The organism is Acinetobacter lwoffii, from assembly GCF_015602705.1.
GTDB classification, from domain to species: domain Bacteria; phylum Pseudomonadota; class Gammaproteobacteria; order Pseudomonadales; family Moraxellaceae; genus Acinetobacter; species Acinetobacter lwoffii_E.
On the sequence record NZ_CP059081.1, the window covers coordinates 897270 to 920509 of the forward strand.

At 44.7% G+C, this 23240-nt stretch carries 20 protein-coding genes; 8 read left to right on the top strand and 12 right to left on the bottom strand.

What is annotated here, in order from left to right; genetic code table 11:
- Nucleotides 1-81: 81 nt before the first annotated feature.
- From H0S56_RS04290 to ahcY, 5 genes are all read right to left on the bottom strand, one after another.
- Nucleotides 82-2361 (bottom strand): NADP-dependent malic enzyme, encoded by a 2280-nt coding sequence (locus H0S56_RS04290; protein WP_004280528.1) that lies wholly within the window; start codon nt 2359-2361, stop codon nt 82-84.
- 140 nt (nt 2362-2501) lie between these two features.
- A complete protein-coding gene (locus H0S56_RS04295) occupies nt 2502-5378 on the bottom strand; it encodes a putative bifunctional diguanylate cyclase/phosphodiesterase (RefSeq protein WP_195725735.1) in 2877 nt (958 codons plus the stop codon).
- A 177-nt stretch (nt 5379-5555) separates the two neighbouring features.
- Nucleotides 5556-6266, bottom strand: coding sequence for a 16S rRNA (uracil(1498)-N(3))-methyltransferase (locus H0S56_RS04300; RefSeq protein WP_195725736.1), 711 nt, complete (start codon nt 6264-6266; stop codon nt 5556-5558).
- A 37-nt stretch (nt 6267-6303) separates the two neighbouring features.
- The gene (metF, locus tag H0S56_RS04305; RefSeq protein WP_085064772.1) at nt 6304-7140 is read right to left on the bottom strand and encodes a methylenetetrahydrofolate reductase [NAD(P)H]; all 837 of its coding nucleotides are present in this window, start codon (nt 7138-7140) and stop codon (nt 6304-6306) included.
- 181 nt (nt 7141-7321) lie between these two features.
- Nucleotides 7322-8704: an adenosylhomocysteinase gene (gene ahcY, locus H0S56_RS04310; RefSeq protein ID WP_168386983.1), complete on the bottom strand. Its 1383-nt coding sequence runs from the start codon at nt 8702-8704 to the stop codon at nt 7322-7324.
- Between the two features lie 229 nt (nt 8705-8933).
- Here ahcY and H0S56_RS04315 point away from each other — a divergent pair, with 229 nt between their 5' ends.
- Nucleotides 8934-9512 (top strand): hypothetical protein, encoded by a 579-nt coding sequence (locus H0S56_RS04315; RefSeq protein WP_227554926.1) that lies wholly within the window; start codon nt 8934-8936, stop codon nt 9510-9512.
- Nucleotides 9513-9547: 35 nt separating this feature from the next.
- Here H0S56_RS04315 and H0S56_RS04320 read toward each other — a convergent pair whose 3' ends face one another.
- The 6 genes from H0S56_RS04320 to radA all read right to left on the bottom strand — a co-directional run bounded on the left by H0S56_RS04320 (nt 9548) and on the right by radA (nt 15334).
- Nucleotides 9548-10072 (bottom strand): tetratricopeptide repeat protein, encoded by a 525-nt coding sequence (locus H0S56_RS04320; protein WP_195725737.1) that lies wholly within the window; start codon nt 10070-10072, stop codon nt 9548-9550.
- 97 nt (nt 10073-10169) lie between these two features.
- Complete coding sequence (locus H0S56_RS04325) at nt 10170-10508, bottom strand: DUF3325 domain-containing protein (protein ID WP_195725738.1); 339 nt, start codon at nt 10506-10508, stop codon at nt 10170-10172.
- Entirely contained in the window at nt 10505-12238 is a 1734-nt protein-coding gene (locus H0S56_RS04330) for a PepSY-associated TM helix domain-containing protein (RefSeq protein WP_195725739.1), read from the bottom strand. The genes H0S56_RS04325 and H0S56_RS04330 overlap by 4 nt, the downstream gene beginning before the upstream one ends.
- A 1-nt stretch (nt 12239) precedes the next feature.
- Nucleotides 12240-12596: a hypothetical protein gene (locus H0S56_RS04335; protein ID WP_034438312.1), complete on the bottom strand. Its 357-nt coding sequence runs from the start codon at nt 12594-12596 to the stop codon at nt 12240-12242.
- Nucleotides 12597-12819: 223 nt separating this feature from the next.
- Nucleotides 12820-13824, bottom strand: a complete 1005-nt coding sequence (locus H0S56_RS04340; RefSeq protein ID WP_004731819.1) for a Tim44 domain-containing protein — start codon at nt 13822-13824, stop codon at nt 12820-12822.
- Nucleotides 13825-13942: 118 nt separating this feature from the next.
- Nucleotides 13943-15334 carry a DNA repair protein RadA gene (gene radA, locus H0S56_RS04345; protein WP_004731817.1) on the bottom strand — a complete coding sequence of 464 codons (1392 nt, stop codon included), beginning with the start codon at nt 15332-15334 and terminating at the stop codon, nt 13943-13945.
- Between the two features lie 174 nt (nt 15335-15508).
- Here radA and H0S56_RS04350 point away from each other — a divergent pair, with 174 nt between their 5' ends.
- Complete coding sequence (locus tag H0S56_RS04350; RefSeq protein ID WP_195725740.1) at nt 15509-15913, top strand: hypothetical protein; 405 nt, start codon at nt 15509-15511, stop codon at nt 15911-15913.
- 95 nt (nt 15914-16008) lie between these two features.
- On the opposite strand, the gene H0S56_RS04355 is transcribed toward H0S56_RS04350, so the two are convergent.
- The gene (locus H0S56_RS04355) at nt 16009-17355 is read right to left on the bottom strand and encodes an alanine/glycine:cation symporter family protein (RefSeq protein WP_005103909.1); all 1347 of its coding nucleotides are present in this window, start codon (nt 17353-17355) and stop codon (nt 16009-16011) included.
- 319 nt (nt 17356-17674) lie between these two features.
- On the opposite strand from H0S56_RS04355, the gene H0S56_RS04360 reads away from it, so the two are divergent.
- The 6 genes from H0S56_RS04360 to xerA all read left to right on the top strand — a co-directional run bounded on the left by H0S56_RS04360 (nt 17675) and on the right by xerA (nt 23198).
- A complete protein-coding gene (locus H0S56_RS04360) occupies nt 17675-19078 on the top strand; it encodes an amino acid permease (protein WP_129716710.1) in 1404 nt (467 codons plus the stop codon).
- A gap of 132 nt (nt 19079-19210) precedes the next feature.
- Nucleotides 19211-19444 (top strand): LPS translocon maturation chaperone LptM, encoded by a 234-nt coding sequence (lptM, locus tag H0S56_RS04365; protein ID WP_195726050.1) that lies wholly within the window; start codon nt 19211-19213, stop codon nt 19442-19444.
- Nucleotides 19445-19468: 24 nt separating this feature from the next.
- On the top strand, nt 19469-20713 hold the full coding sequence (lysA, locus tag H0S56_RS04370; RefSeq protein WP_005252491.1) for a diaminopimelate decarboxylase: 1245 nt from the start codon (nt 19469-19471) through the stop codon (nt 20711-20713).
- A 12-nt stretch (nt 20714-20725) separates the two neighbouring features.
- Nucleotides 20726-21571, top strand: a complete 846-nt coding sequence (dapF, locus tag H0S56_RS04375; protein WP_195725741.1) for a diaminopimelate epimerase — start codon at nt 20726-20728, stop codon at nt 21569-21571.
- A gap of 85 nt (nt 21572-21656) precedes the next feature.
- The gene (locus tag H0S56_RS04380; protein WP_195725742.1) at nt 21657-22262 is read left to right on the top strand and encodes an alpha/beta fold hydrolase; all 606 of its coding nucleotides are present in this window, start codon (nt 21657-21659) and stop codon (nt 22260-22262) included.
- Entirely contained in the window at nt 22263-23198 is a 936-nt protein-coding gene (gene xerA, locus H0S56_RS04385; protein WP_195725743.1) for a site-specific tyrosine recombinase/integron integrase, read from the top strand.
- Nucleotides 23199-23240: the final 42 nt, after the last annotated feature.

Below are 23240 nucleotides of genomic sequence, written 5' to 3' on the forward strand. Positions count from 1 at the left end.
TTCTTACAAGCATCATGCTACAGAATAGAGGTTTTCTCAAGTTAAGAAACGAGGCTGATGCGTCGTTATCTTGTCATTAGCTTAAAGTGCATCTTGTTCCGCTTGCTGGATTTCTGCAACAGTCAGTGCAGTCATGTTGATCACACGACGCGTGGTCGCAGTCGGTGTCAAGATGTGCACAGGTTTCGCAGCACCTAGAAGAATTGGACCAATCGTTACGTTGTTGCCTGAAGTTGCCTTTAACAGGTTAAACGAGATATTGGCAGCATCTAGATTCGGCATGATTAGCAAGTTTGCAGAGCCTTTGAAACGTGAATTCGGGAATGCAAACTGACGAATGTTTTCATCCAGAGCAGCATCACCGTGCATTTCACCTTCAACTTCCAGCTCAGGCGCGATTTCAGACAGGATGTCATATACCTTACGCATTTTTTGCGCGCTAGCATCATGCTGGTCTGAACCGAAACTTGAGTGAGACAGCAGGGCAATACGTGGTGTCATACCAAAACGGCGAACTTCTTCAGCGGCCAGAATGGTCATTTCAGCCAGCTGCTCAGCCGTTGGATTGGTGTTGACATAGGTATCGGCAATGAACAGGTTGCGGTCTTCAAGCATCAAGGCATTCAGGGTAAAGAAAGTGTTATGACCATCTTTCTTGCCAATGATGTTGCTGACGAAGTCCAGGTGAATGTCATAGCTTGAATACGTACCACACAGCATACCGTCTGCCATGCCATGTTTCACCAGCATTGCAGCGATCAGGGTAGAGCGGCGACGTGCTTCACGCTGTGCATATTCAGGCGTTACACCCTTGCGCTGCATAATGTTGTAGTAATCGTCTGCAAACATTTCATAGTTCGGGTTCTTTTCCTGATCGACAATGGTGATATTCACACCATCTTCAAGACGTAGACCCAATTTTTTGATGTTGGCTTCAATGACAGCTGGGCGACCCACCAGAATCGGGATTGCCAAACCATCATCTACCGCAATTTGAACTGCGCGAAGTACACGCAGGTCTTCACCTTCCGCATAAGCAATACGTTTAGGATCAGATTTAGCCTGTTCAAAGATTGGTTTCATCATGAAGGCAGAGTTGTAGACAAACTCAGACAAACGTTGACGATAGTGCGAGAAATCCGTGATTGGGCGTGTTGCAACACCAGAATCCATTGCAGCTTGTGCTACAGCAGGTGCGATTTCTAGAATCAGGCGTTGATCCAGTGGACCTGGAATCAGGTATTCACGGCCAAATGATGCAGATTTTTCACCATAAGTCGCCGCATCAGCTTCAACGTGTGCCATGCGTGCAATTGCATGGACACAGGCAATTTTCATTTCTTCGTTAATGGTGGTTGCACCAACGTCCAGCGCACCACGGAAGATGTACGGGAAGCACAGTGCGTTATTCACCTGGTTCGGATAGTCAGAACGGCCAGTTGCCATGATCACGTCATCACGTACTTCATGCGCATGTTCAGGCAGAATTTCTGGATCCGGGTTTGCCAAGGCAAAGATGATCGGATCTTCAGCCATGACCTTGACCATTTCTTTGGTCAAAATGCCCGCAGCAGAAAGACCGAGGAACATGTCTGCACCCGCAATCACGTCACCGAGCTGAGTAGCTTCGATGTCTTGTACATAGGCTTTCTTGGATTCATCCAGGCCTTCACGATGCGTAGTCAGCAGACCGCGTGAATCGGCAACGATGATGTTCTCTTTTTTAGCACCCAGAGCGCAAAGCAGATTCAAACAAGACAGTGCAGCAGCACCCGCGCCTGAAGCCACAATCTTGATGTCTTCAATTTTTTTGCCGTTGATTTGTAACGCATTGAGGAGCGCAGAACCGACAATGATCGAAGTACCGTGCTGATCATCATGGAATACCGGAATATTCATGCGTTCACGCAATTTTTGCTCGATATAGAAACACTCTGGCGCCTTGATATCTTCAAGGTTAATCCCGCCGAAAGTCGGTTCTAATGCAGCGACAATATCCACAATTTTGTCTGGATCATTTTCAGCAATTTCGATATCGAATACATCAACGCCAGCAAATTTTTTGAATAATACGCCTTTACCTTCCATAACAGGTTTAGAAGCCAAAGGACCAATATTACCCAGGCCAAGCACGGCAGTACCATTGGTCACGACAGCAACCAGGTTACCACGAGCCGTATACAATGCAGCAGTTGAAGGGTCGCGTTCAATCTCAAGACATGGTGCAGCTACGCCAGGCGAGTAAGCAAGGGCCAAGTCACGTTGGTTGACCAATTGTTTGCTTGGTGTAACGCTGATTTTCCCCGGGGTAGGAAATTCGTGATAGTAAAGGGCCTGTTGCTTTAAAGATTGTTCGTCCATCAGTCTCTCGATCGTTGTAAAGATTACCCGGTCAGCGGGCAAAAAATTTATTTATGTTCCTGAATATACCATTTGTTGGCCAGTTCGGACAGACAAAGACGGCCGTTTTTCCAACAAACTTATTGTGCTCGGGTATGGACTTAGACTTGAGATATATAAGTCTGATGCGTCTTGTCTCGTACTAAATAAGCGGTTGCATCCTGCTCAGGAAGCGGTTTGGAAAATAAGTAACCCTGGGCAATATCACAGTCTAAATCACGTAGATATTCTAGCTGTTCTTCAGTCTCGATCCCTTCCGCGACCACGGTCATGCCCATGGCTTTACCCATGGCCACCATGGCGCTGACAATCGCTGCCTGTTTGTTTTCCCCAATCTTGCAAACAAAACTGCGATCAATTTTTAAGGTATCAATTGGAAAATCAGCAAGATAGGAGAGAGAAGAATAACCTGTACCGAAATCATCTAGGGCAATATGAATATGTCGCTGTTTAATTTCATTCAGCAGGTTTTTGACCGCTTCCGAATTTTCAATTAAAGAAGATTCGGTAATTTCCAGCTCCAGGCTGGCGCCAGAAATATGGTTGTCTGCAATCGCTTGGTCCAGATCATCAAGTAATTGACCACGACGCAATTGCTGCGCCACGATATTGACTGATACACAAATATGATTAAAGCCCAGATCATTCCATTGGCGAATCTGTTTAGCGGCCTGCTGGATCACCAGACGGCCAATGTCTGAAATCAGGCTGGTCTGTTCAGCTAACGGTATAAATAGGCCTGGTGCGATAATGCCTTTTTCTGGATGGTTCCAGCGAATCAGCGCTTCGAAGCCATAAATGCTTTGATCGCTGAAATTGATTTTTGGCTGATAATACACCACCAGTTCATTATTCTGGATTGCTTTGCGCAAATCACGTTCCAGGAAAACCCCTTTGTTCTGTAAAGCATTATTTTCACTGGAATAAAAGTGAATAGTATTGCCGCCGAGATTTTTGGCTTCGTTCAATGCCTGTTCAGCGCAGTTATTTAAATAATCGAGCTGACGGCCATGATCCGGATAAAATGCCACTCCCATGGACAGGGTAATCACATGCTCCTGACCGTAAATATTAAACGGTCTGCTAAAGGCCTGAGCGATGCGTTCACAATGGTGCTGAACTGACGGGCGAATATGTGAAATTTCATAGAGAATCGCAAAATCATCGCCATTTAGATGTGCCACAAATAGCGCTTCTGCATTGGTCATGCGCAGCCGCTGCGCCACCTGACGTAAAAGTTCATCACCGCCGTTATTGGACAGGTATTCATTCAATGGCCGGAAACGGTCGATGTTAAGCCGAATCACAGCCATCTCTTTAATAGAGTCTTTTTGCGAAACTAGATATTGATGCAGCTGATAATTATAATAAAAGCGGTTCGGTAAGTCAGTCAGCGTGTCATAATTTTCCAGATAGGACAGGCGCTGTTCCTGTAATTTACGTTCAGTCAGATCTGATACGATGCCAATATAATGGGTAATCCGGCCTTCATCATCAGTCACGGCATTAATATGCAGCCATAAGGTCGACTCTTTGCCAGACAGAAATTTTGCATAAACCTCTCCATCATAAGAGCCAATCTTCTGGATCTGTTTGACAATATTGGCCTGAAAAGTACGTTGCTGGGATTTATTTTGCACCGCAATATCAAATAAGGATTTACCGATGATCTGGTCACGCTCAAAACCGCTCAGGTATTCGTAGTGGGGATTGACATCGATATAATCTAAATCAAGATTCAGAATGAAAATGCCTTCCGCAGCTTGTTCCAGTACACTGGCCACCAGTTTTAAACGTTCTTGAGACAGACGTTCCTGCTGGATATCACGACGGATACCGACCATGCGCAAGGGTTTTTTATTTTTAGGATCACGACTGATCACCCGGCCAATATCATGTACCCAACTCCAGCCACCTTCACTGAGCTTGATCCGGTAAGTGGCATCATAGCGTTCAATCTGGCCACGCAGATGCTGCTTCATATTGCGCTTAAAATAGGCCAGATCTTCAGGGTGAATCAGATACTGTAATTGCAGATGATGATCTTTGGAATCGCGCAGAATCTTTTCGTCTTTATGATTGGTTAAGGTGATGCTGCGCTCTTGAATATTCCAGTCCCATGGCCGAATACCGGCAATTTCATGTGCAAGTTTTAGATTCTGCTGCTGATTCTTCAGGTCATGATTGATCTGTTCAATATCATAGGTACGTTCCCGTACTTTTTGCTCCAGCAATTGGTTACTGAGCTGTAATTGCTGTTCAATATCTTTGGATTTATTGACTTCAGTTTTGAGTTGCTGGCATAGTTCATCAGTCCAATGCACTTGCTGTTCTGCATTTTTCACCAAAATATCATTTTCCGCATACAGACGTGAGGTGCGGCTGTGAATTCGATAACTACTTGTCGCGCACAGCAGAATCACTATGAGCGCAAAGTTTAAGGCCAGACCAAAAAAGGGATTGGAATGACCGACATGGTCAAGCTGCGACAGTAAAAAAGGGAATAAGGACGGCAAAAAGACCAGACAAAAATAGCTCAGTTTCTGGGTCAGGTAGGTTAAACCGAAAGCTTGGGTAACAATCAGCAACAAGGCAGACAAGGTCAGTGCTTCAATATCTTCAAATGCAGGATTGGCCTGTGGCAAATAATAATAAATCGTAAAAATACCTGCCGCGATACTGATGCCAACAGCCAGACTCTGTATCTGTAACCAGCGGTGTGCACTTTTCTGGTTATATTGTTCAGGTTTAAAATACAGCGTACTTACCAGCCAACACATGCTGACCAGAAATTCTGTCAGAATAAACCAGGTATTAAAATACGTATTAGAAGGACTATATTGAATGTGATAAATACAAAAAATATAGAGGCAAATCACCATGATACTGAGCAAAAAATAGCGACTATGGCGAAGCGTATTCGCAATTTGAGCATCATGTAAATGCTGTTGAATATAGTCGTCCTGATTATCAACCATGTGATTCAATGCCTGTATTCATCCTAAACGGTTTTCGTCCTTGTGCATTGTTGTTATAAAAACCCCAGGAAATGTGTGAAATCAATTAATAAGTATTTGTTATTCTTTAGTCGAGATTAGATGTCTTAAAAATAAAAATCAACAAAATTAAAGACAAATTTTTACCCATCCGATGAACTAAAGCACATAATTCAAAATTGACAGGGCAACAACAGGAGCAGTTTCGGTACGTAGTACACGCTCGCCGATACACCAGTTGAGAAAACCTTTCTGGTTTGCGGCACTAATTTCTGCCTCACTCAAGCCACCTTCGGGGCCAATCAGCAGGGCAAGATCTAAAGTCGCATCTGCCAGTACATCTGTTTCATCTTTATTGGGTGCTAAAACCAGTTTGGTGTTCGGAAGTTCAGTATCCAGCCATTTTTCAAGTGACATGGGCGCTAAAATTTCAGGCACAATGTTTAGACCACATTGTTCACAAGCCGCAATAACAATGCCTTGCCAGTGATCCAGCTTTTTCTGGTCGCGATCATACTTTAAACGCATTTCACAACGATCCGAAGTCAGCAGCTGAATTTCGGAAACGCCCAGTTCGACTGCTTTCTGAATCGCATAATCCATACGGTCGCCTTTACTCATCACCTGACCGAGCAAAGCCTGGAACTTTGGTGTGCGATTGGCAGGATTAAATGCATTGACCGAGACGGTGGCTGATTTTTTAGCAACCTCGGTTAAAGTCACGTCATATTCGCCACCCTGTCCATTGAACAGGGTCGCGCTTTCACCGACTTGCGCGCGTAAAACCTTTACCCAATGATGAAATACAGTTTCCGTAAGCTCAAGGCTGACATCAACAGTTAAATCAGCATCTATATAAAAACGTGGCATTGATCGTTCTACTCAAAAAATCGGTGAAATAAAGGGCTTAAGCTAAACCAAGATCGGTGACCAGCTGACGGGTCGGGTCAGTAGTATTCATGGTGTAAAAATGCAAACTTGGTGCACCACCTGCAAGCAGACGCTCACAGAATTTAACTACAACTTCATGGCCAAAGGCTTTAATGCTGGCAGTATCGTCACCATAAGTTGCCAGTTGCTTACGAATCCAGCGTGGAATCTCAGCGCCGGTACCATCAGCAAAGCGAATCAGATTGCTGGCATTGGTAATTGGCATGATGCCTGGCGCAACTGGAATATCGATTCCTGCTTTCTGGATACGATCTACAAAATAGAAATAAGCATCTGGATTGAAGAAGAACTGAGTTAAAGCAGCATTAGCACCTGTATTGACTTTATCAACAAAGTGCTGAATGTCTTTGTCAAAGCTTTCAGCCTGAGGATGCATTTCCGGATAAGCTGCGACTTCAATCTTAAAATGATCGCCTGAATGTTCACGGATAAAGCGAACCAGATCAGCTGCATAAGGTAATTCGCCCAAACCCACTTGGCCTGAAGGCAAGTCACCACGCAGGGCAACAATACGGTCAATGCCTTGAGATTTGTACAGATCTAGAAGTTCAGCAATACGCGCTTTGTCATCGCCAATACAAGACAGGTGAGGGGCAACAGGTGCACCTTTGCCATTAAAGTCATTGATAGTAGACAGGGTGCGTTCACGAGTGGAACCACCAGCACCATAGGTCACAGAGAAGAATTCTGGATTTAAGAGTTGTAACTCTTGATGTACAACCTTGAGTTTTTCCGCACCTACATCAGTTTTGGTCGGGAAAAATTCAAATGAAATTGGAATCTGTTTAGACATGTTCAAATCCTTTTTATAAATACTTGTAATTTTGGATTGCCCTCATCCTAACCTTCTCCCAAAGGGAGAAGGGACTTCCATTACGATAGTTAAAGTCTTTAAAACTTACCCTCTAACTATTTTCACAATAGAAGTTTCCCTCTCCTTTTAGGAGAGGGCTAGGGAGAGGTAAAAACAAAAATTAGTATTTATAAGCATCAGACTTGAATGGACCTTCAACTTGAACACCCAAGTAATCCGCTTGTTCTTGAGTCAGTTGAGTCAAGACACCACCGAAACCAGCAACCATCGCAGCAGCAACTTCTTCATCTAATTTCTTAGGAAGAAGTTCTACACGAATTTGTGCAGCTTTTTCAGATTCTGGAAGATCAGCAAATTTCTCAGCGAATAAATGCATTTGACCCAATACCTGGTTGGCAAATGAACCATCCATAATACGTGATGGGTGACCAGTCGCATTACCAAGGTTCACCAAACGGCCTTCAGAAAGAAGGATCAGGTAATCATTTTCATTTTCTGAACGATACACCTGGTGTACTTGAGGTTTAACTTCAACCCACTTGTAGCCACGTAGGTAAGCTGTATCAATTTCAGTATCAAAGTGACCGATGTTACAAACAACTGCGCCAGCTTTTAATGAATCAAGCATTGCAGCGTCACATACGTGGTAGTTACCTGTTGTAGTTACGATAAGGTCAGTGTTTTGAAGAAGGTCAACATTGATGTCTTCTTTCTTGCCAGTTTGCACGCCATTTTTGTATGGAGATACAACTTCGTAACCGTCCATGCATGCTTGCATTGCGCAGATTGGATCAACTTCAGTTACGCGTACAATCATGCCTTCTTGACGAAGGGATTGCGCAGAACCTTTACCTACGTCACCATAACCGATCACAAGTGCACGACGGCCAGATAAAAGCATATCTGTACCACGTTTGATTGCATCGTTCAGTGAGTGACGGCAACCGTATTTGTTGTCGTTTTTAGACTTGGTTACTGAATCGTTTACGTTGATTGCAGGAACTTTTAAAGTGCCATCACGAAGCATTTCATACAGACGTTGAACACCTGTCGTTGTTTCTTCAGTTACACCGTGAATTTTTTCAATCACTTCTGGGTATTTTTCATGAACAAGTAGTGTTAAATCACCGCCATCGTCAAGAATCATGTTGGCATCCCAAGGCGTGCCATTTACATTGATTTGTTGTTCAAGACACCACATGTATTCTTCTTCAGTTTCGCCTTTCCAAGCAAATACAGGAATGCCCGCAGCAGCGATTGCAGCAGCAGCATGGTCTTGAGTCGAGAAGATGTTACATGAAGTCCAGCGAACTTCTGCGCCTAATTCAACCAGTGTTTCAATAAGAACAGCAGTTTGGATTGTCATGTGGATACAACCCAAGATTTTAGCGCCAGCAAGTGGTTTAGCAGCAGCATAGCGTTTACGCAGACCCATTAGGGCTGGCATTTCAGCTTCTGCAAGTTTAATTTCTTTACGGCCGTAATCAGCAAGTGAAATATCAGCAACTTTGTAATCTGTAAATGAAGCAGTAACCGCGTTCATCAGGATCTCCTAGGAAAAAATAGATTGGATCGTTCTGTTCGCGGATGCCGTTGTTGATCAGAACGAATGTCTGACCGATGGTCGAGCCTAGCGATTTTACATTTAGTGCCTGTAAAACGTCGCAGCATCCCTCGACTAGCGCAGTATTGTACTTGGATTTAAAGTGATAGCCAAGTTATATAAAATCCGATACAAATACATTGACTTAAAAATATACTAAGGAAGAAGAATGGATGACTTAGAGGAAATTACAAAATCCATCGATGTGCTGATCCAAGATAAACCACTGGATTTCCTTGGACACTGTGAGCTAAAAACTGGATGTAAATTATTGATCATAGATTTACTTATAAATTTTAATAGGTTGGAGGTGCATCTCAAGAGGCTCGTAACATATGTAGAAATACCTACATATAAGGATGAAGTGAGAACCTTACCTTTGTCACAGCTTATAAATGTGAAAGAATTACATAAGCATTTGAATGGTGAAATAATTTATTTATTGGGGAAAGTTGAGAAGAACTTATTTGTTAGAAATTTAATTGCTCATTCAATTCCTACACTAATAAAGGATAAATATATCGTTTTCTTATCTCATGATATTAGTGAATTAAAAAAAATACGCATCAATGCGAAGAGGGAGGATTATAAATATGCAGAAACAGAGAGAACGAAAGCCTTATTAAAATTGAAAGAAAAAATAGATCATAGTAATTATAGTGTTATGAGGCTTAATGATTTGATTGGATTAAATGAGCTTTTAGATTATTTAATAAAGGAAATAGAATTTATTGTGAATCATATATGATAATAAAAAGCCCATCATTTGACGGGCTTTTCGTTTTATTTAGCTTCTTGCTCAGCAGCATGCGCTTTTTGGGCCCAGAACTCAGCTAGTTCTTCATCGCCATCTACACCTAAACCAGTGGCATAAATAAAAGCAAGATCGCGCATGGCCTGAACCTCGCCCCATTCCGCAGCCTGTTTAACTAAAGAAATCGATTTCTCTACATCTTTTTCAATTACATCACCGCGACGGTAGAAACCTGCCAGTTCTAAAGTCGCAGCAGGGTGCTTCTCAATATTGGCCTTGCTTAACCAGTAATAGGCTAACTCAAAGTGAGCTATGGATTCTTCCGGATCTTCTTCTGCTAATTCTTTGGCATAAACGGTATAACCTTCACCTAACCAGTACATTGCATCCACCAGCCCGCCGTTGGCAGCTTTCAATGCCCATTCTTCAGCCAGAATGATGTCATCATCATGCTCGCTTTGCATATACAGCTCAGCTAGTTCAAATTGCGCTTCAGCATTACCGGCTAAGGCAAGATTGGTCAGGACAGCAGAGGGAGAAACACGCTGGGTCATATCAACATCTCAAAAATATTGTGCGTAGACTAAAAGGTTTAAAGCAAAAAAGCCAATCCGAAGGCCAGCTTTTTAAAGAGATTGGTCAATCAAATGATTAGATCAAGCAAATAATCCCTGAGATCGAAGCGATGAACACACAGAACATTACGATCACTTTAATTTTACTTGCCAGATAGCTCAGACTTAAACCGACCACCAGTGCTGCAAAAGTTAGACTACCCAGCCAGTAACTGATCATATTGCTGGCAAATCCTGTTAACAGACACAGAATCAGGGCAATTATGAGCAATACCCAACCCAGAATAGTCGCAAGTTGTGTCTTTGCAGGGTCAAGTTCTGTATCAAAAATCTGTTTTTGATGTTTGGACATCGACATTGCAAGCGCAAAGAAACCCAGTGAAGTTAAAGCCCAAATCAGGAAGAAGAACATCATGCCCGATTCTCCTTGAGAGCAGCCTTGGCTTTTTTAGGCGACAAACCTTTATGGTTTTTCACTTTTTTAAATGAAAACCAGAACAGGATCGCAAGCACCCACATCGCCAGATCAAAAGACGCAATCACCCATTGACCATGCATAATGGTGTTCCAGATTGCCTGGCCGCCGGTCAGAAAATTGACGATTGGCAGCAAGGCAAATGCGGCAGTAGCAAGCAGTAATAGTTCCAGCCAAGCCTGACGATGACTGCGAATCATGGCATAGAGCAAGGTCAGCAACCAGACAATAAAGAAGCTACGTATTTCCCAGTTCAGACGCATGTCCATGTCTGCCGGAATGAAACGGTTGGCATAGAAATAGGTGGCGCAGGCAATCGGTAAGCCAATAATGGCAGCGATATTGGTGACTTCCACAAGACGATAACCAAAGGATTTATAGCCTTGCTTCTGTTGTTGTGGCGCACGTTTGACACACCATAGAATCAAGCCGGTCGCAATCATCAAGGTGCCCACCACACCTGAGATGAACAATAACCAGCGTAGAGCCAAGTCCACGCCACGTGCTTCATGCAATGTGGTGAATACATTATAAATACCATTTGCGACCGAAGGCGTTTTCAGTGTGGTTTGATCCGGCTCTAAATCACCTGTTACGCCATTAAAAGCAAGGCTCGGATAAACATTACGATAAGCTATGCTGACTCCGTTTAAGGCACGAAGTTCAATTTCAGCTTTTACGGTATTTGGCTGGATGATGGTTATCGTACCCACTGGATTATTTTTCCATTCTTTTTCGGCTGTTGCCAAGATCGGAGTAAGATCGGTTAATGGTGCAGGAGGTACAGCTTGTATTTCATCACGAGAGCGGCGACCTTCACTGCGTGCCGACATTTCACCGCGCTCGCCACGATTTTCTCTCTCAGCTTGCGGTCGACGTTCTTTGCTCTCACTATGGCTGTCACGGGATTCAGCCTGAATACTGTTGTCTTGAACCAAACTCTTACGTTGATCCTGAAGGAAAGCACCACGATTTTCATAAATCTGGTTTACGCCCCAGGGCATGAGGGTAAAAAGCAATAATAATAAGCCACTGAAGGTAATCATGATGTGAAAGGGCAGGGCAAATACCGCAGTAGCATTGTGTGCATCCAACCATGAACGCTGACCTTTGCCGGGACGGAAAGTAAAAAAATCCTTGAAAATTTTCTTATGGGTAATGACACCGCTGATGATTGCCACCAGCATGAGCAGGGTCGCAACGCCGACCATCCAGCGCGCCCAGATTCTTGGCAAACCATACAATTCAAAGTGGAAACGGTATAAGAATGAACCACCGCGTGTTTCACGCGCTTGCAAAACTTCGCCGGTGGCGCTGTCAATCGTCACGCGGGTACCGCCACGACGGGCACGCGGATCTTCGCCGGCACTACGAATAGTCAGGGTGGTAGTATTTTGGCGTGAGTTAGGAAGCTGGATTGCCCAGCTGCCAGCATCCGGATGGTGCTGTTGCAGATAAGCCAGTGCCACACGGGTTTGTTCGATTTGAGTCTTTGGTGGAACTGATTGATGAAATTCCGGTTTCATCCAGACGGTAATTTCGTTCTGGAAAAAGCTTAAGGTTCCGGTCAAGAAAATCGCATATAAAAGCCAGCCTAAAATCAGACTGGCCCAAGTATGCAACCACGACATCGACTGGCGTGGACCTTCGGGTTTTGCGTCTACTCTCATCTCAATTTCCTAAAAGCTTATAGGCGATATAGAGTAAAACACCGGGAATCGCGATCCCGAGCGTAGCTTTGAGCGTCTTATTCACCATAAATACCCAGATAAATGCAGCAGCATTCAAGCTAAAGCCAATCAGGGTGGCGGACATGGCTGCACTGCTTCCACTGTCGATAAAAAGCTGGGCAATCAAGATCGTTGCCAGTGTAGCCAGTAGATAACCGCCAGCACCCGCCAGAATAAAGCGATATAAAATCATCCCACGATAAGCCAGCATATTTGCTTTGACTTTATTTTTGCTTGATGGTTTCGGTGCAGTAACTGTTCCAGTCGCTATGGCTTGCATATTCGGACTATTCATCATCGAAAATTCTATTTACAAACTTATGAAGTAATTAATGATAATGATAACAATTATTGTTTAGATTTTAAATATGGGTTGTTGAACTATTTATATGAAAAATAAGTAAAACTGGAAGTTAGGTTAAAAAAGAGAGGGGGAAGGGAATTAAAAAAGATCAAAATGTAAGGCTTGAAAATAAAAACAGCGGCTCGAAGGCCGCTGTCTAAACTTCATTTATTCACGATTAGTCTTGCTGAATACCTGCAACCACCCAGTCCTGATTTGAACCTGCTGGTTTGGTGAAATGCCAGATTTCTGCGAACGGTTGCGGCAAGCTGTTTAAGTCTTCGCTTACCGTACCTGTAAAGCGTACGCTGACAATATATTGGCCATTGTCAGTCGATGAGTCGACGACCATCGCATTCAGATTTGAAAACTCGGCAACATCCTGATCCTGATTGCTCATGATGTCGTTATACATTGACTGATAAAGTTCAGGAGTCAGATAACGCTGAATTTCAGAAATGTTGCTTGCTGTATTCATGGACTGAATATGGTTAAAACGCTGACGCGCTACACGCAAGAATGCTGCAGGTTCAGTACCATCCGGTAACTGGCTGCCACTTTGGGTATAAGCTGCACCAAAAGGCGCGTTATTTACCGGAGCAGAACCGAACGGAGCATTGTTGCTTGACGTTTGACCACCCACATTCTGACCAAAAATATTGGTACTGTCACCACCGCGAGGTGCAGTCGGTGCCTGACCAAAAGGTGCTGTATTACCAGCACCGCTATTTGGTGCGTATGGGTTAGAAGCTACTTTTTTTTTTGCGCCCATCTTACGGAAAATGAAGAAGGCAACAGCAGCAGCAAGAAGGATCCAGATCCAGCCTGGAATACCACCTTTTTCCTCTTCGGCTTGAGCAGCCTGAGCTTCAGATGCTGCTACACTTTGATCATCCGCCAAGGCATTGGCAGCAACTGCACCAATCGCAGCACCGGCTACACCCGCGGCAACCATGCCGCCGACACCCGGACCGGATTTTTGCTGGGTTGCAGCACCGGCAACTGGCGCTTGTTGAGCAGGCGCAGCTTGACGAGGTTGTTGATAAGATTGAGTAGGTTGTGCAGAACGTTGCATGCCGTGACTTTTACCGCCACCTGCACGTTTTGCTTCAGCTGCAAAAGGCGCAACCAATAAAACTGCTGTCAAGATACCTGTGATCAAACCGCGCTGTCGAACTTCCATTCATTTTTCCTATGAGAATAAAACCTGTTTGTACAGTCTATTTATATAGGCTTTGTGTGGAATTTCAATCAAAAATCTGTATTTTTTTGCTCTTTGTACGAAATGAGCCGGTTTACAGTTAATTGAGTTCATCACTCAGCGCCATTGCCTCGCTCAAGGCTTCATGTAAACGCGCAACTGCAATAATTTGCACGCCCTCAATGGATTTTTGCGGTGCATTGCCGCGAGGGACAATAATGTATTTAAAACCATGTTTAATCGCTTCTTTCAGCCGTTCCTGACCGTTCGGCACAGGGCGAATCTCTCCAGACAGTCCGACTTCCCCAAAAACCGCCAGCTGTTGCGGTAAGGCTTTGCCACGAATGCTGGAAGCGCAGGCGAGAAGTACCGCCAGATCCGAACCTGTTTCGGTGATTTTCAAACCACCGACAATATTGACATAAACATCCTGGCCGGAGGTTTGCACACCACCATGCCGATGCATGACTGCAAGGAGCATATTTAGACGGTTCTGATCCAAACCAAGCGCTACGCGTCTTGGTTGGCCATGTGCATCATCGACCAATGCCTGAACTTCAACCAGAAGCGGGCGCGTACCTTCACGGCTGATCATCACAATCGAGCCGGGAATGGCTTCATCATAACGGCTTAAAAAGATGGCTGAAGGATTGGAAACTTCGCGTAGACCTTTATCGGTCATGCCGAACACACCGAGTTCATTGACTGCACCAAAACGGTTTTTGACCGCTCGAATCATCCGGTAACGTGAATCCGATTGGCCTTCAAAATACAGCACACAGTCGACCATATGTTCCAGTACGCGCGGACCTGCCAAGGCGCCTTCTTTGGTCACATGACCGACCAAGAATAAAGATGTACCGCTATTTTTGGCAAAACGGGTCAGCAGAGCCGCTGATTCACGAATCTGTGAGACACCACCCGGTGCAGATTGTAGGGTCTCGGTATACAGGGTTTGGATCGAGTCCAAAATGGCCACCGCAGGACGTTGCTGGGCCAGCACTTCACAAATACGTTCGACACAGGTTTCTGCCATGACTTTGAGCTGATCGGTCGGCAGATCCAGACGCTGGGCACGTAAAGCCACCTGAGACAAGGATTCCTCACCGGTCACATACAGGGCTGGATTTTTGGCAGATGCCATGTGCGTGGCTGTTTGTAGCAAAATAGTCGATTTACCAATCCCGGGATCACCGCCGATCAAGACCACCGAACCGGTCACCAGTCCGCCACCCAAGACCCGGTCAAATTCGCTGATCCCCGTCGGCAGACGGGTTTCATGAGAGACTGAAACCTGATTTAAAGTCGTGATGCTGGACGCCTGGCCTGCATATCCACCACCGATTTTTGGCTGGGCGCGATGCGTCACTGCCGGTGCAATGGTCACCTCAACCAGGCTGTTCCATTCCCCGCATTCAGAACACTGCCCCGACCATTTTGGATGATCGGCACCACACTGTTCACAACGATACACACTTTTTGCTTTAGCCATATTTGAAGATGTAGCGATTGAAATTGAGTGACAGCATAGCGGTGAATGCTATAGAAAACCAAGCCTTTCACCTGAAAAATCATAGTTTTTACGACAAGGCTTGTCGTTTTTATTTATGCTGATTTGAATGCTATGCGTCAACGCCGTCTATAATGCCCATCTTGTTATGCTGGAATGGAACAGATCTTGTCACAATTGCTGAAACATATTGATGCGATCGCACGTGAAAAAAACCGTGATGTGCTGTTTGTGCATTTTGATCATTATGTACATCCAGATCGGGACGCAAACTCGGTTCGCCAGATTTTGATCGGCTGGCTAGAGCAACAGGGCATTGTCTATATGCCGTGTTTAGGTGTGGATCAAACCGTCCATAGTGAAATCTACCTGGGTGGTCTTTATCTGGATGTACCTTTTGATCTGCAGCATAAAGCCTACCAAAAACTGAGTGAGTATCTGGAAGATGATCAGGGCAATATGAAAATTGACGGGATTCTGTTTTTTGTTCTTTCTTTGGCTCTGGCGCTTGAACTCGAGTCTGATAGCAAAGTACCACAATGGGGTGGTTTGCGTTGCTAAATTTTCATAATGAAAAATGGAAAAGATTAAGCAGAAAAAGCCACGATTGACGTGGCTCTTTACTATTTAAGTTGAGTAATTAAATAGCTTATCAATTAATAAAGTTCACCAGATTTACGTCTTGCAATAAAGTCTTTCGATTCCTTGGCAATCACTCCGGATAAAAGCAATAGTGCAATTAAGTTTGGAACCGCCATGAGCCCATTAAAGGTATCGGCGAAGAGCCAAACCAGATCAAGGGTCGCCACACAGCCAATAAATACCGAAGCGATATAAATAATGCGATAGGGCAGCACAAACTTCTCACCGAGCAAATAAGTGGCACATTTCTCGCCATAGTAGCTCCAACCCAAGATGGTGGAATAAGCAAAGAAAATAATCCCGAGGGTCACAATCCAGCCGCCGATCCCAGGCAACAGTTTGTCAAACGCGCTGATGGTCAATACTGCGCCGGTCTGGTCACCGAATGAGTTGCCGGCCATGATATAACCCATCACCAGTACAATACCGGTAATCGAACAGACGATAATCGTATCAATAAAGGTACCAGTCATAGACACCAGACCTTGACGCGCCGGATGATCGGTTTTCGCTGCTGCGGCCGCAATCGGTGCAGAACCCATACCGGCTTCGTTGGAGAATACTCCACGCGCTACACCATAACGAATCGCTGCGCCAATCGCACCACCTACAGCAGCCTCACCGGTAAAGGCATAGGTAAAGATCATTTTCAGGGCTGGAGCGACTAACTCCAGATTGTTGATGATAATCGTCACTCCCCCTGCAACATAGCCCAGGGCCATAACTGGAACAATTACTGAAGAAGCGCGAGAAATGGTTTGAATTCCGCCGAGAATCACCAGTGCTGAAAAGGCGGTAATGACGATACCGGTCATCCAGGTTTCGATGCCCAAGCTGTTTTCAACCGCCAGTGCTACAGTATTCGACTGTACTGAACTGCCGATTCCAAAAGAAGCCAGTGTCCCGAACAAGGCAAAAATCAGTGCCAGCCATTTCCATTTCAGACCACGCTCGATGTAGTACATCGGACCACCCGACATTTCACCTTTTTCATTTTTGACTCGGTATTTGACTGCCAGAACACCTTCGCCATATTTGGTGGCCATACCAAACAGGGCGGTCATCCACATCCAGAACACGGCGCCCGGACCCCCGAGGACACAGGCAGTGGCTACGCCGGCAATGTTACCGGTACCAATCGTGGCAGAGAGTGCGGTCATCAATGAAGCAAATTGGGAAATATCACCTGAATGGTCAGGGTGCTTGCCAAAGACCTGTTTGAAGGCTAGGGGCAACATGCGGAACTGCCAGAACAATAAACGGAAGGTAAGGAAAATCCCGGTACCGACAATCAGTACCAGCATATAAGGGCCCCAGACCCAGCCGCTTAAAGTTTCCATTAAACTTTGTAAATTTTGCATAAAATTCTTCTTATTGATCCATGTCTGTGTAGTTCGAGGTATTGCTTAAAAAGCAATTGCTATGCCAGATGCATTCATCCTAAATGCATAAATTGGCTGAATAGTATTTTATTTTTTACACAGTTTTAAAAATTTGACAAGAAATTACTGGAATCTTTCAGGTCAAAAATAAAGCAAAAATGTAACTGGAGAGCGATATAAGAAAAATAAATTAACTTCTTCAATTAATCAGGAAATACAAATGATGCAAATTTTATTTTTGTATTCAGCATTTTTTACGTTAATTTGTCGCGAGTAAAACTCAAAGTTGTAATTAATAATGTCAGAAAAATATAACAATTCATCGGCAGAGCACGGTGAATTAAAGCGGAGTTTGTCCAATCGGCACCTACAGTTAATTGCCATTGGGGGCGCCATCGGAACCGGCCTGTTTATGGGTTCGGGTAAAACCATCAGTCTCGCAGGTCCTTCGATTCTGGTGATCTATATGATCATCGGTTTTATGGTCTTTCTGGTGATGCGTGCATTGGGGGAATTGTTACTTTCCAATTTGCAATATAAATCATTTATTGATTTTGCCACGGATCTGATCGGGCCTTGGGCCGGATACTTTGTCGGTTGGACCTACTGGTTGTGCTGGATCACCATCGGGATCGCAGATCTGTCAGCCATTATTTATTATCTGCAATTCTTCAATAATGGCTTGCCCTTTAGCCCTGAAGAAGGGGTGATGATCAGTGTTGCCGCGATTGTGTTTATCATGGGCTTGAATCTGGTCACGGTAAAACTGTTTGGTGAAATGGAATTCTGGTTTGCCCTGGTCAAAATTATCGCCATTGTGGTGCTGATTGCCGTTGGCCTGTGGATGGTGTTTACCGGCTTTACCAATGATGCCGGTACGGTCGCATCCTTTAGTCATATCTGGGAGCATGGCGGTTTGTTCCCGACGGGTGCCATGGGCTTCCTGGCCGGTTTCCAGATTGCAATCTTTGCCTTTGTCGGGGTAGAGCTGGTGGGTACTACCGCGGCTGAAACCAAAGATCCGGAAAAGAACCTGCCAAAAGCAGTGAACTCTATTCCGATTCGTATCATTATTTTCTATGTATTGGCACTGCTAATTGTGATGTCAGTGACACCATGGAACCAGATTGATCCGAATGTATCACCGTTTGTAAACCTGTTCAGTCAAGCTGGTATTGCAGCGGCTGCGATTATCATGAACCTGGTGGTATTGTCCTCAGTGATGTCATCGATGAACAGTGGCGTATTCTCGACCAGTCGTATGCTATTTGGCCTGTCGCGTGAAGAGCAGGCACCGGTTGCCTTTGGTCGCTTGAACCGTCGCGCAGTGCCTGCAAATGCGCTGTATTTCTCTGCGATATGTTTGTTGCTGGGTGCAGCACTTCAGTATTTTGTTCCGGATACCGTTCGGGCCTTTACCTTGGCAACGACTTTATCTACGATTCTGTTTATTTGTGTCTGGATCATCATTATCTGGAGCTATATCGTGTATTATAAAACACGTCCAGAACTGCATGCCAAATCGACCTTTAAGTTGCCAGGCGGTCTGGTAAGCTGTTGGATCGTGATTATTTTCTTCCTGAGCATGATCGTGGTCTTGGCGCTGGAAGACGACACCCGCCAGGCACTGATGGTCAGTCCGATCTGGTTTATCCTGCTAATCATTGGATATTTTGGTTTCTATAAACAGAAACGTAAATAAACCTTATCAATAAAAACGTCAGCGATCTGCTGGCGTTTTTTTTTGTCTAAAGATACTCTCTAGCGTTTAACGCTTGGGTCATGCCGAATGATCGCGTTATACTTCATCGAAACTATTACATTAGGTGGTCAGATGCGCCAAGTCATTTGCTACATCAGTATCTTAGCGACAGGTCTTGTTCTTGCAGGTTGTGGACAGTCAGGTGCTTTGCACTTGCCAAATGATCCGAATTACGACAAGCGTGCCAAGTATCTGTTATACAAAAATACTGAAACTGAGCCTAAAGCGTCCGATGAAGAACGCGAGGCACCCGTGCAACAACAGTTTGCTGCACCTACCGATTCAGACGTTAAAACCACACCATAACGCTTTCACAGAAAGGATACCTTCATGAGTTTCACCCGCATTAATGGGGTATTGCACGCTGAGCAATGTTCATTACAACAGCTCGCGGAGCAATTTGGCACACCACTCTATGTTTATTCTAAAGCCACTTTGGAAAAGCATTTTTTAGATATGGATCGTGCTTTTGATTTTATCGACCATCAAATCTGTTTTGCGGTAAAGTCCAACTCTAATCTTGCGGTATTGAATGTATTGGCCAAACAGGGTGCCGGTTTTGATATTGTGACCGGTGGTGAATTGGCGCGTGTGCTGAAAGCCGGTGGTGATGCATCGAAAATTGTATTTTCGGGTCTGGGTAAATCTGAAGCGGATATCAAAAAAGCGCTAGAAGTTGGGATTGCCTGCTTTAACGTCGAATCTTATGCCGAGCTGGATCGTATACAGAAAGTTGCGACTGAATTAAATGTCAAAGCGCCGATTTCATTGCGTGTCAATCCGGATGTCGATGCCAAAACCCATCCTTATATTTCAACGGGCTTAAAAGAAAATAAATTCGGTATTCCATCGGATAGCGTGTTTGAAACTTATCAATATGCAGCGTCATTGCCAAATCTGGATGTGGTCGGGATTGATTGCCATATTGGTTCACAGTTGACTGAAACCCAGCCATTTGTCGATGCACTGGATCGTGTCATCGTGATGATCGACCAGTTAAAAGAGCTGGGCATTCACCTCAAACACATCGATATCGGTGGTGGTCTGGGTGTGACGTATAAAGATGAAACCCCGCCGTCGGTTGAAGAATATGCCAATGCGCTGCGTCCAGCTTTAGAAAAACTGGGCTTGAAAGTGTATATGGAACCGGGACGTAGTATTTCTGCCAATGCAGGTGTGCTGCTGACTAAAGTAGATCTGCTCAAGCCAACCAATCACCGTAATTTCGCGATCATTGATGCAGCGATGAATGACCTGATTCGCCCTGCGTTATATGAAGCATGGATGGATATTCAATCTGTTACACCTCGTACCGATGTCGAAATGAAAGAATGGGATGTGGTGGGCGCAATTTGTGAAACTGGTGATTTTCTGGGTAAAGAGCGTGAGCTTGCGATCAAGGAAAATGATGTGCTGGCTGTGCTGGGCGCAGGTGCATACGGTTTTGTGATGAGTTCAAATTATAACAGCCGTGGCCGTGCTGCTGAAGTAATGGTCGATGCTGATCAGGCGCATTTGATTCGTGAACGTGAAACGATTGAATCACTCTGGGAACGTGAGCGTTTATTGCCTTAAGGATAAATCAGGATGTTATTAGAATTTACCAAGATGCATGGTCTGGGCAATGACTTTATGGTGGTTGACCTGATCAGCCAGCGTGCTTATTTAGACACTTTGACCATTCAGCGTTTGGCCAATCGTAACTTCGGCATTGGTTTTGATCAACTCTTGGTGGTTGAGCCACCCGATGTCCCAAGTGCAGACTTTAAATATCGGATTTTTAATGCCGATGGTTCAGAAGTGGAACAATGTGGCAATGGCGTGCGCTGTTTTGCCAAATTTGTACATGATCGTCAGCTCACGACCAAAACCAAAATCAAGGTACAAACCAAATCTGGTATTGTAGAGCCGGAATTGGGTGCGAATGGTTGGGTACGGGTCAATATGGGTTATCCAAAATTTTTGCCTCAGGAAATTCCATTTGTAGCTGATGCGCCGGAGAGCCTGTATGACATCGATCTTGCTGGCGGTGAAAATCTGACCATTGATGTGGTCAATATGGGGAATCCACATGCGGTGACAATCGTACCGGATGTGATTGCTGCCGATGTCGCACGTATTGGTCCACAAGTTGAATCACATGCGCGCTTCCCGGCACGAGTCAATGCTGGCTTTATGCAGATTATTGATGAAAAACATGCACGTTTACGTGTGTACGAGCGTGGTGTAGGCGAGACCTTAGCTTGTGGTACAGGTGCCTGTGCTGCCGCAATTTCAGGTATGCGTCGTGGTCTGCTGTCGAGTAAAGTCGAAGTTGAACTGGCAGGCGGCAAGCTGCAAATTGAATGGAAAGAAGGTGATGTGGTCTGGATGACCGGACCAACGGCGACCGTATATGAAGGACGTCTGGATTTACGTTATTTCCAGGGTTAAGCTTGGTTCCGCTTGAGAAAAAAGCACTGTCTTCGATGGTGCTTTTTTTATGCTAGGATGGGAAAAACCGTAGAATTTGACCGAGATGAATAAGCTTGTGTTCCTGCCGGGTGCTTCAGGAAGCCAGCACTTTTGGCAGCCATTAAGGGCAGCATTAACCGAATATCCAGATCAGCAAGTCATTGCCTATCCAAGCTTTGATGGCGTAGCACCAAATTTGGCCATTCAAAATCTGCATGATTTGCAAGAATTCGTGGAAAAGCAGATAGAGGATGATTCTATTCTGATTGCCCAGTCTATGGGTGGTATCTTGGCCGTTGGATTGGCACTTAAGCATCCACAGAAAGTCAAAGGACTGGTATTGTTGGCGACATCTGGTGGGCTGAATTTAAAAACATTTCATTGTGCAGACTGGCGTAGAGATTATAGTGAACATTTTGAAACAGCACCGGACTGGTTTGTACAAGACCAAACTGAATTTAGCCGCGTTCAGCTTGTAAGTCTTGACGTTCCGATCTTGCTGATCTGGGGCGATCATGATCCTTTAAGCACTGTTCAGCTTGGACAATACTTGGCAGGAATTTTTAAAAATGCAAAACTGCATATTATCCAAGGTGGAGATCATTTCTTTGCCAGCACTCATGCAGATCAGGTTGCAATGCTGATTCAAGATTATCTGGAGCAATTCTAAATGGAGCAAGCAGTGATTGTCTCACCTCAACTCTTGCTCAACATGTGGCTGAAAGAACGTGAAATTCAAAACCAGTCCAAACATACCTTGCAAGCTTATGAGCGTGATGTCTCGGATTTTTTAGAGTTTTGCCAGCGTGAGCAGCTCAATTTAAACGATGTAGAAGCCACCGATTTACGCCAGTTTCTGGCTCAAAAAGTTGAACAGCATCAGTTAAGTCCCAGCAGTCTTCAGCGCATGCTTTCGTCTATCCGCCAGTTTATGAAATGGGCCGAGCAGGCCCAGCATCTCGCTTTCAACCCGGCTGATGATTTTCAGTTAAAACGTCAATCGCGTCCTTTGCCCGGCATGGTGGATATTGAAACCATCAACCAGATTATAGATCAGCCTGCGCCTGAAAATGAAATACAGCAGCAAATGTGGCTCCGGGACAAAGCGATTTTGGAATTGCTTTATTCGAGTGGGCTGCGTCTGGCAGAACTGCAAAGCCTGCGAATTAAAGATATTGATTTCAACCGGCAGTTATTACGCATTACTGGTAAAGGCAATAAAACCCGGATAGTGCCTTTCGGTTCCAAGGCCAAAGACAGCGTGATGGCCTGGTTGCAAATCTATCCTTTATGGAATGGTGATTTTGTGCCGGAGGCGAATGTATTTATTACCCAGAAAGGCAATCCGCTTGGTGCACGGCAAATTGAAAATCGGGTCAAGTTTCAGGCGCAGCGCGCAGGCGTGAATGTAGATTTACATCCACATTTATTAAGACATTGTTTTGCGAGTCATATGTTGTCGAATAGCCGGGACTTACGCGCGGTGCAGGAAATGCTGGGACACAGTAATTTAACCACCACGCAAATTTATACTCATGTCGATTTTGATCATCTAGCCCAGATTTATGATCAGGCCCATCCGCGTGCGCAGCATAAAGAAGATTGATCATGTGACAAGTGTTAAAGAATAAAAATCATGAAAATCGTA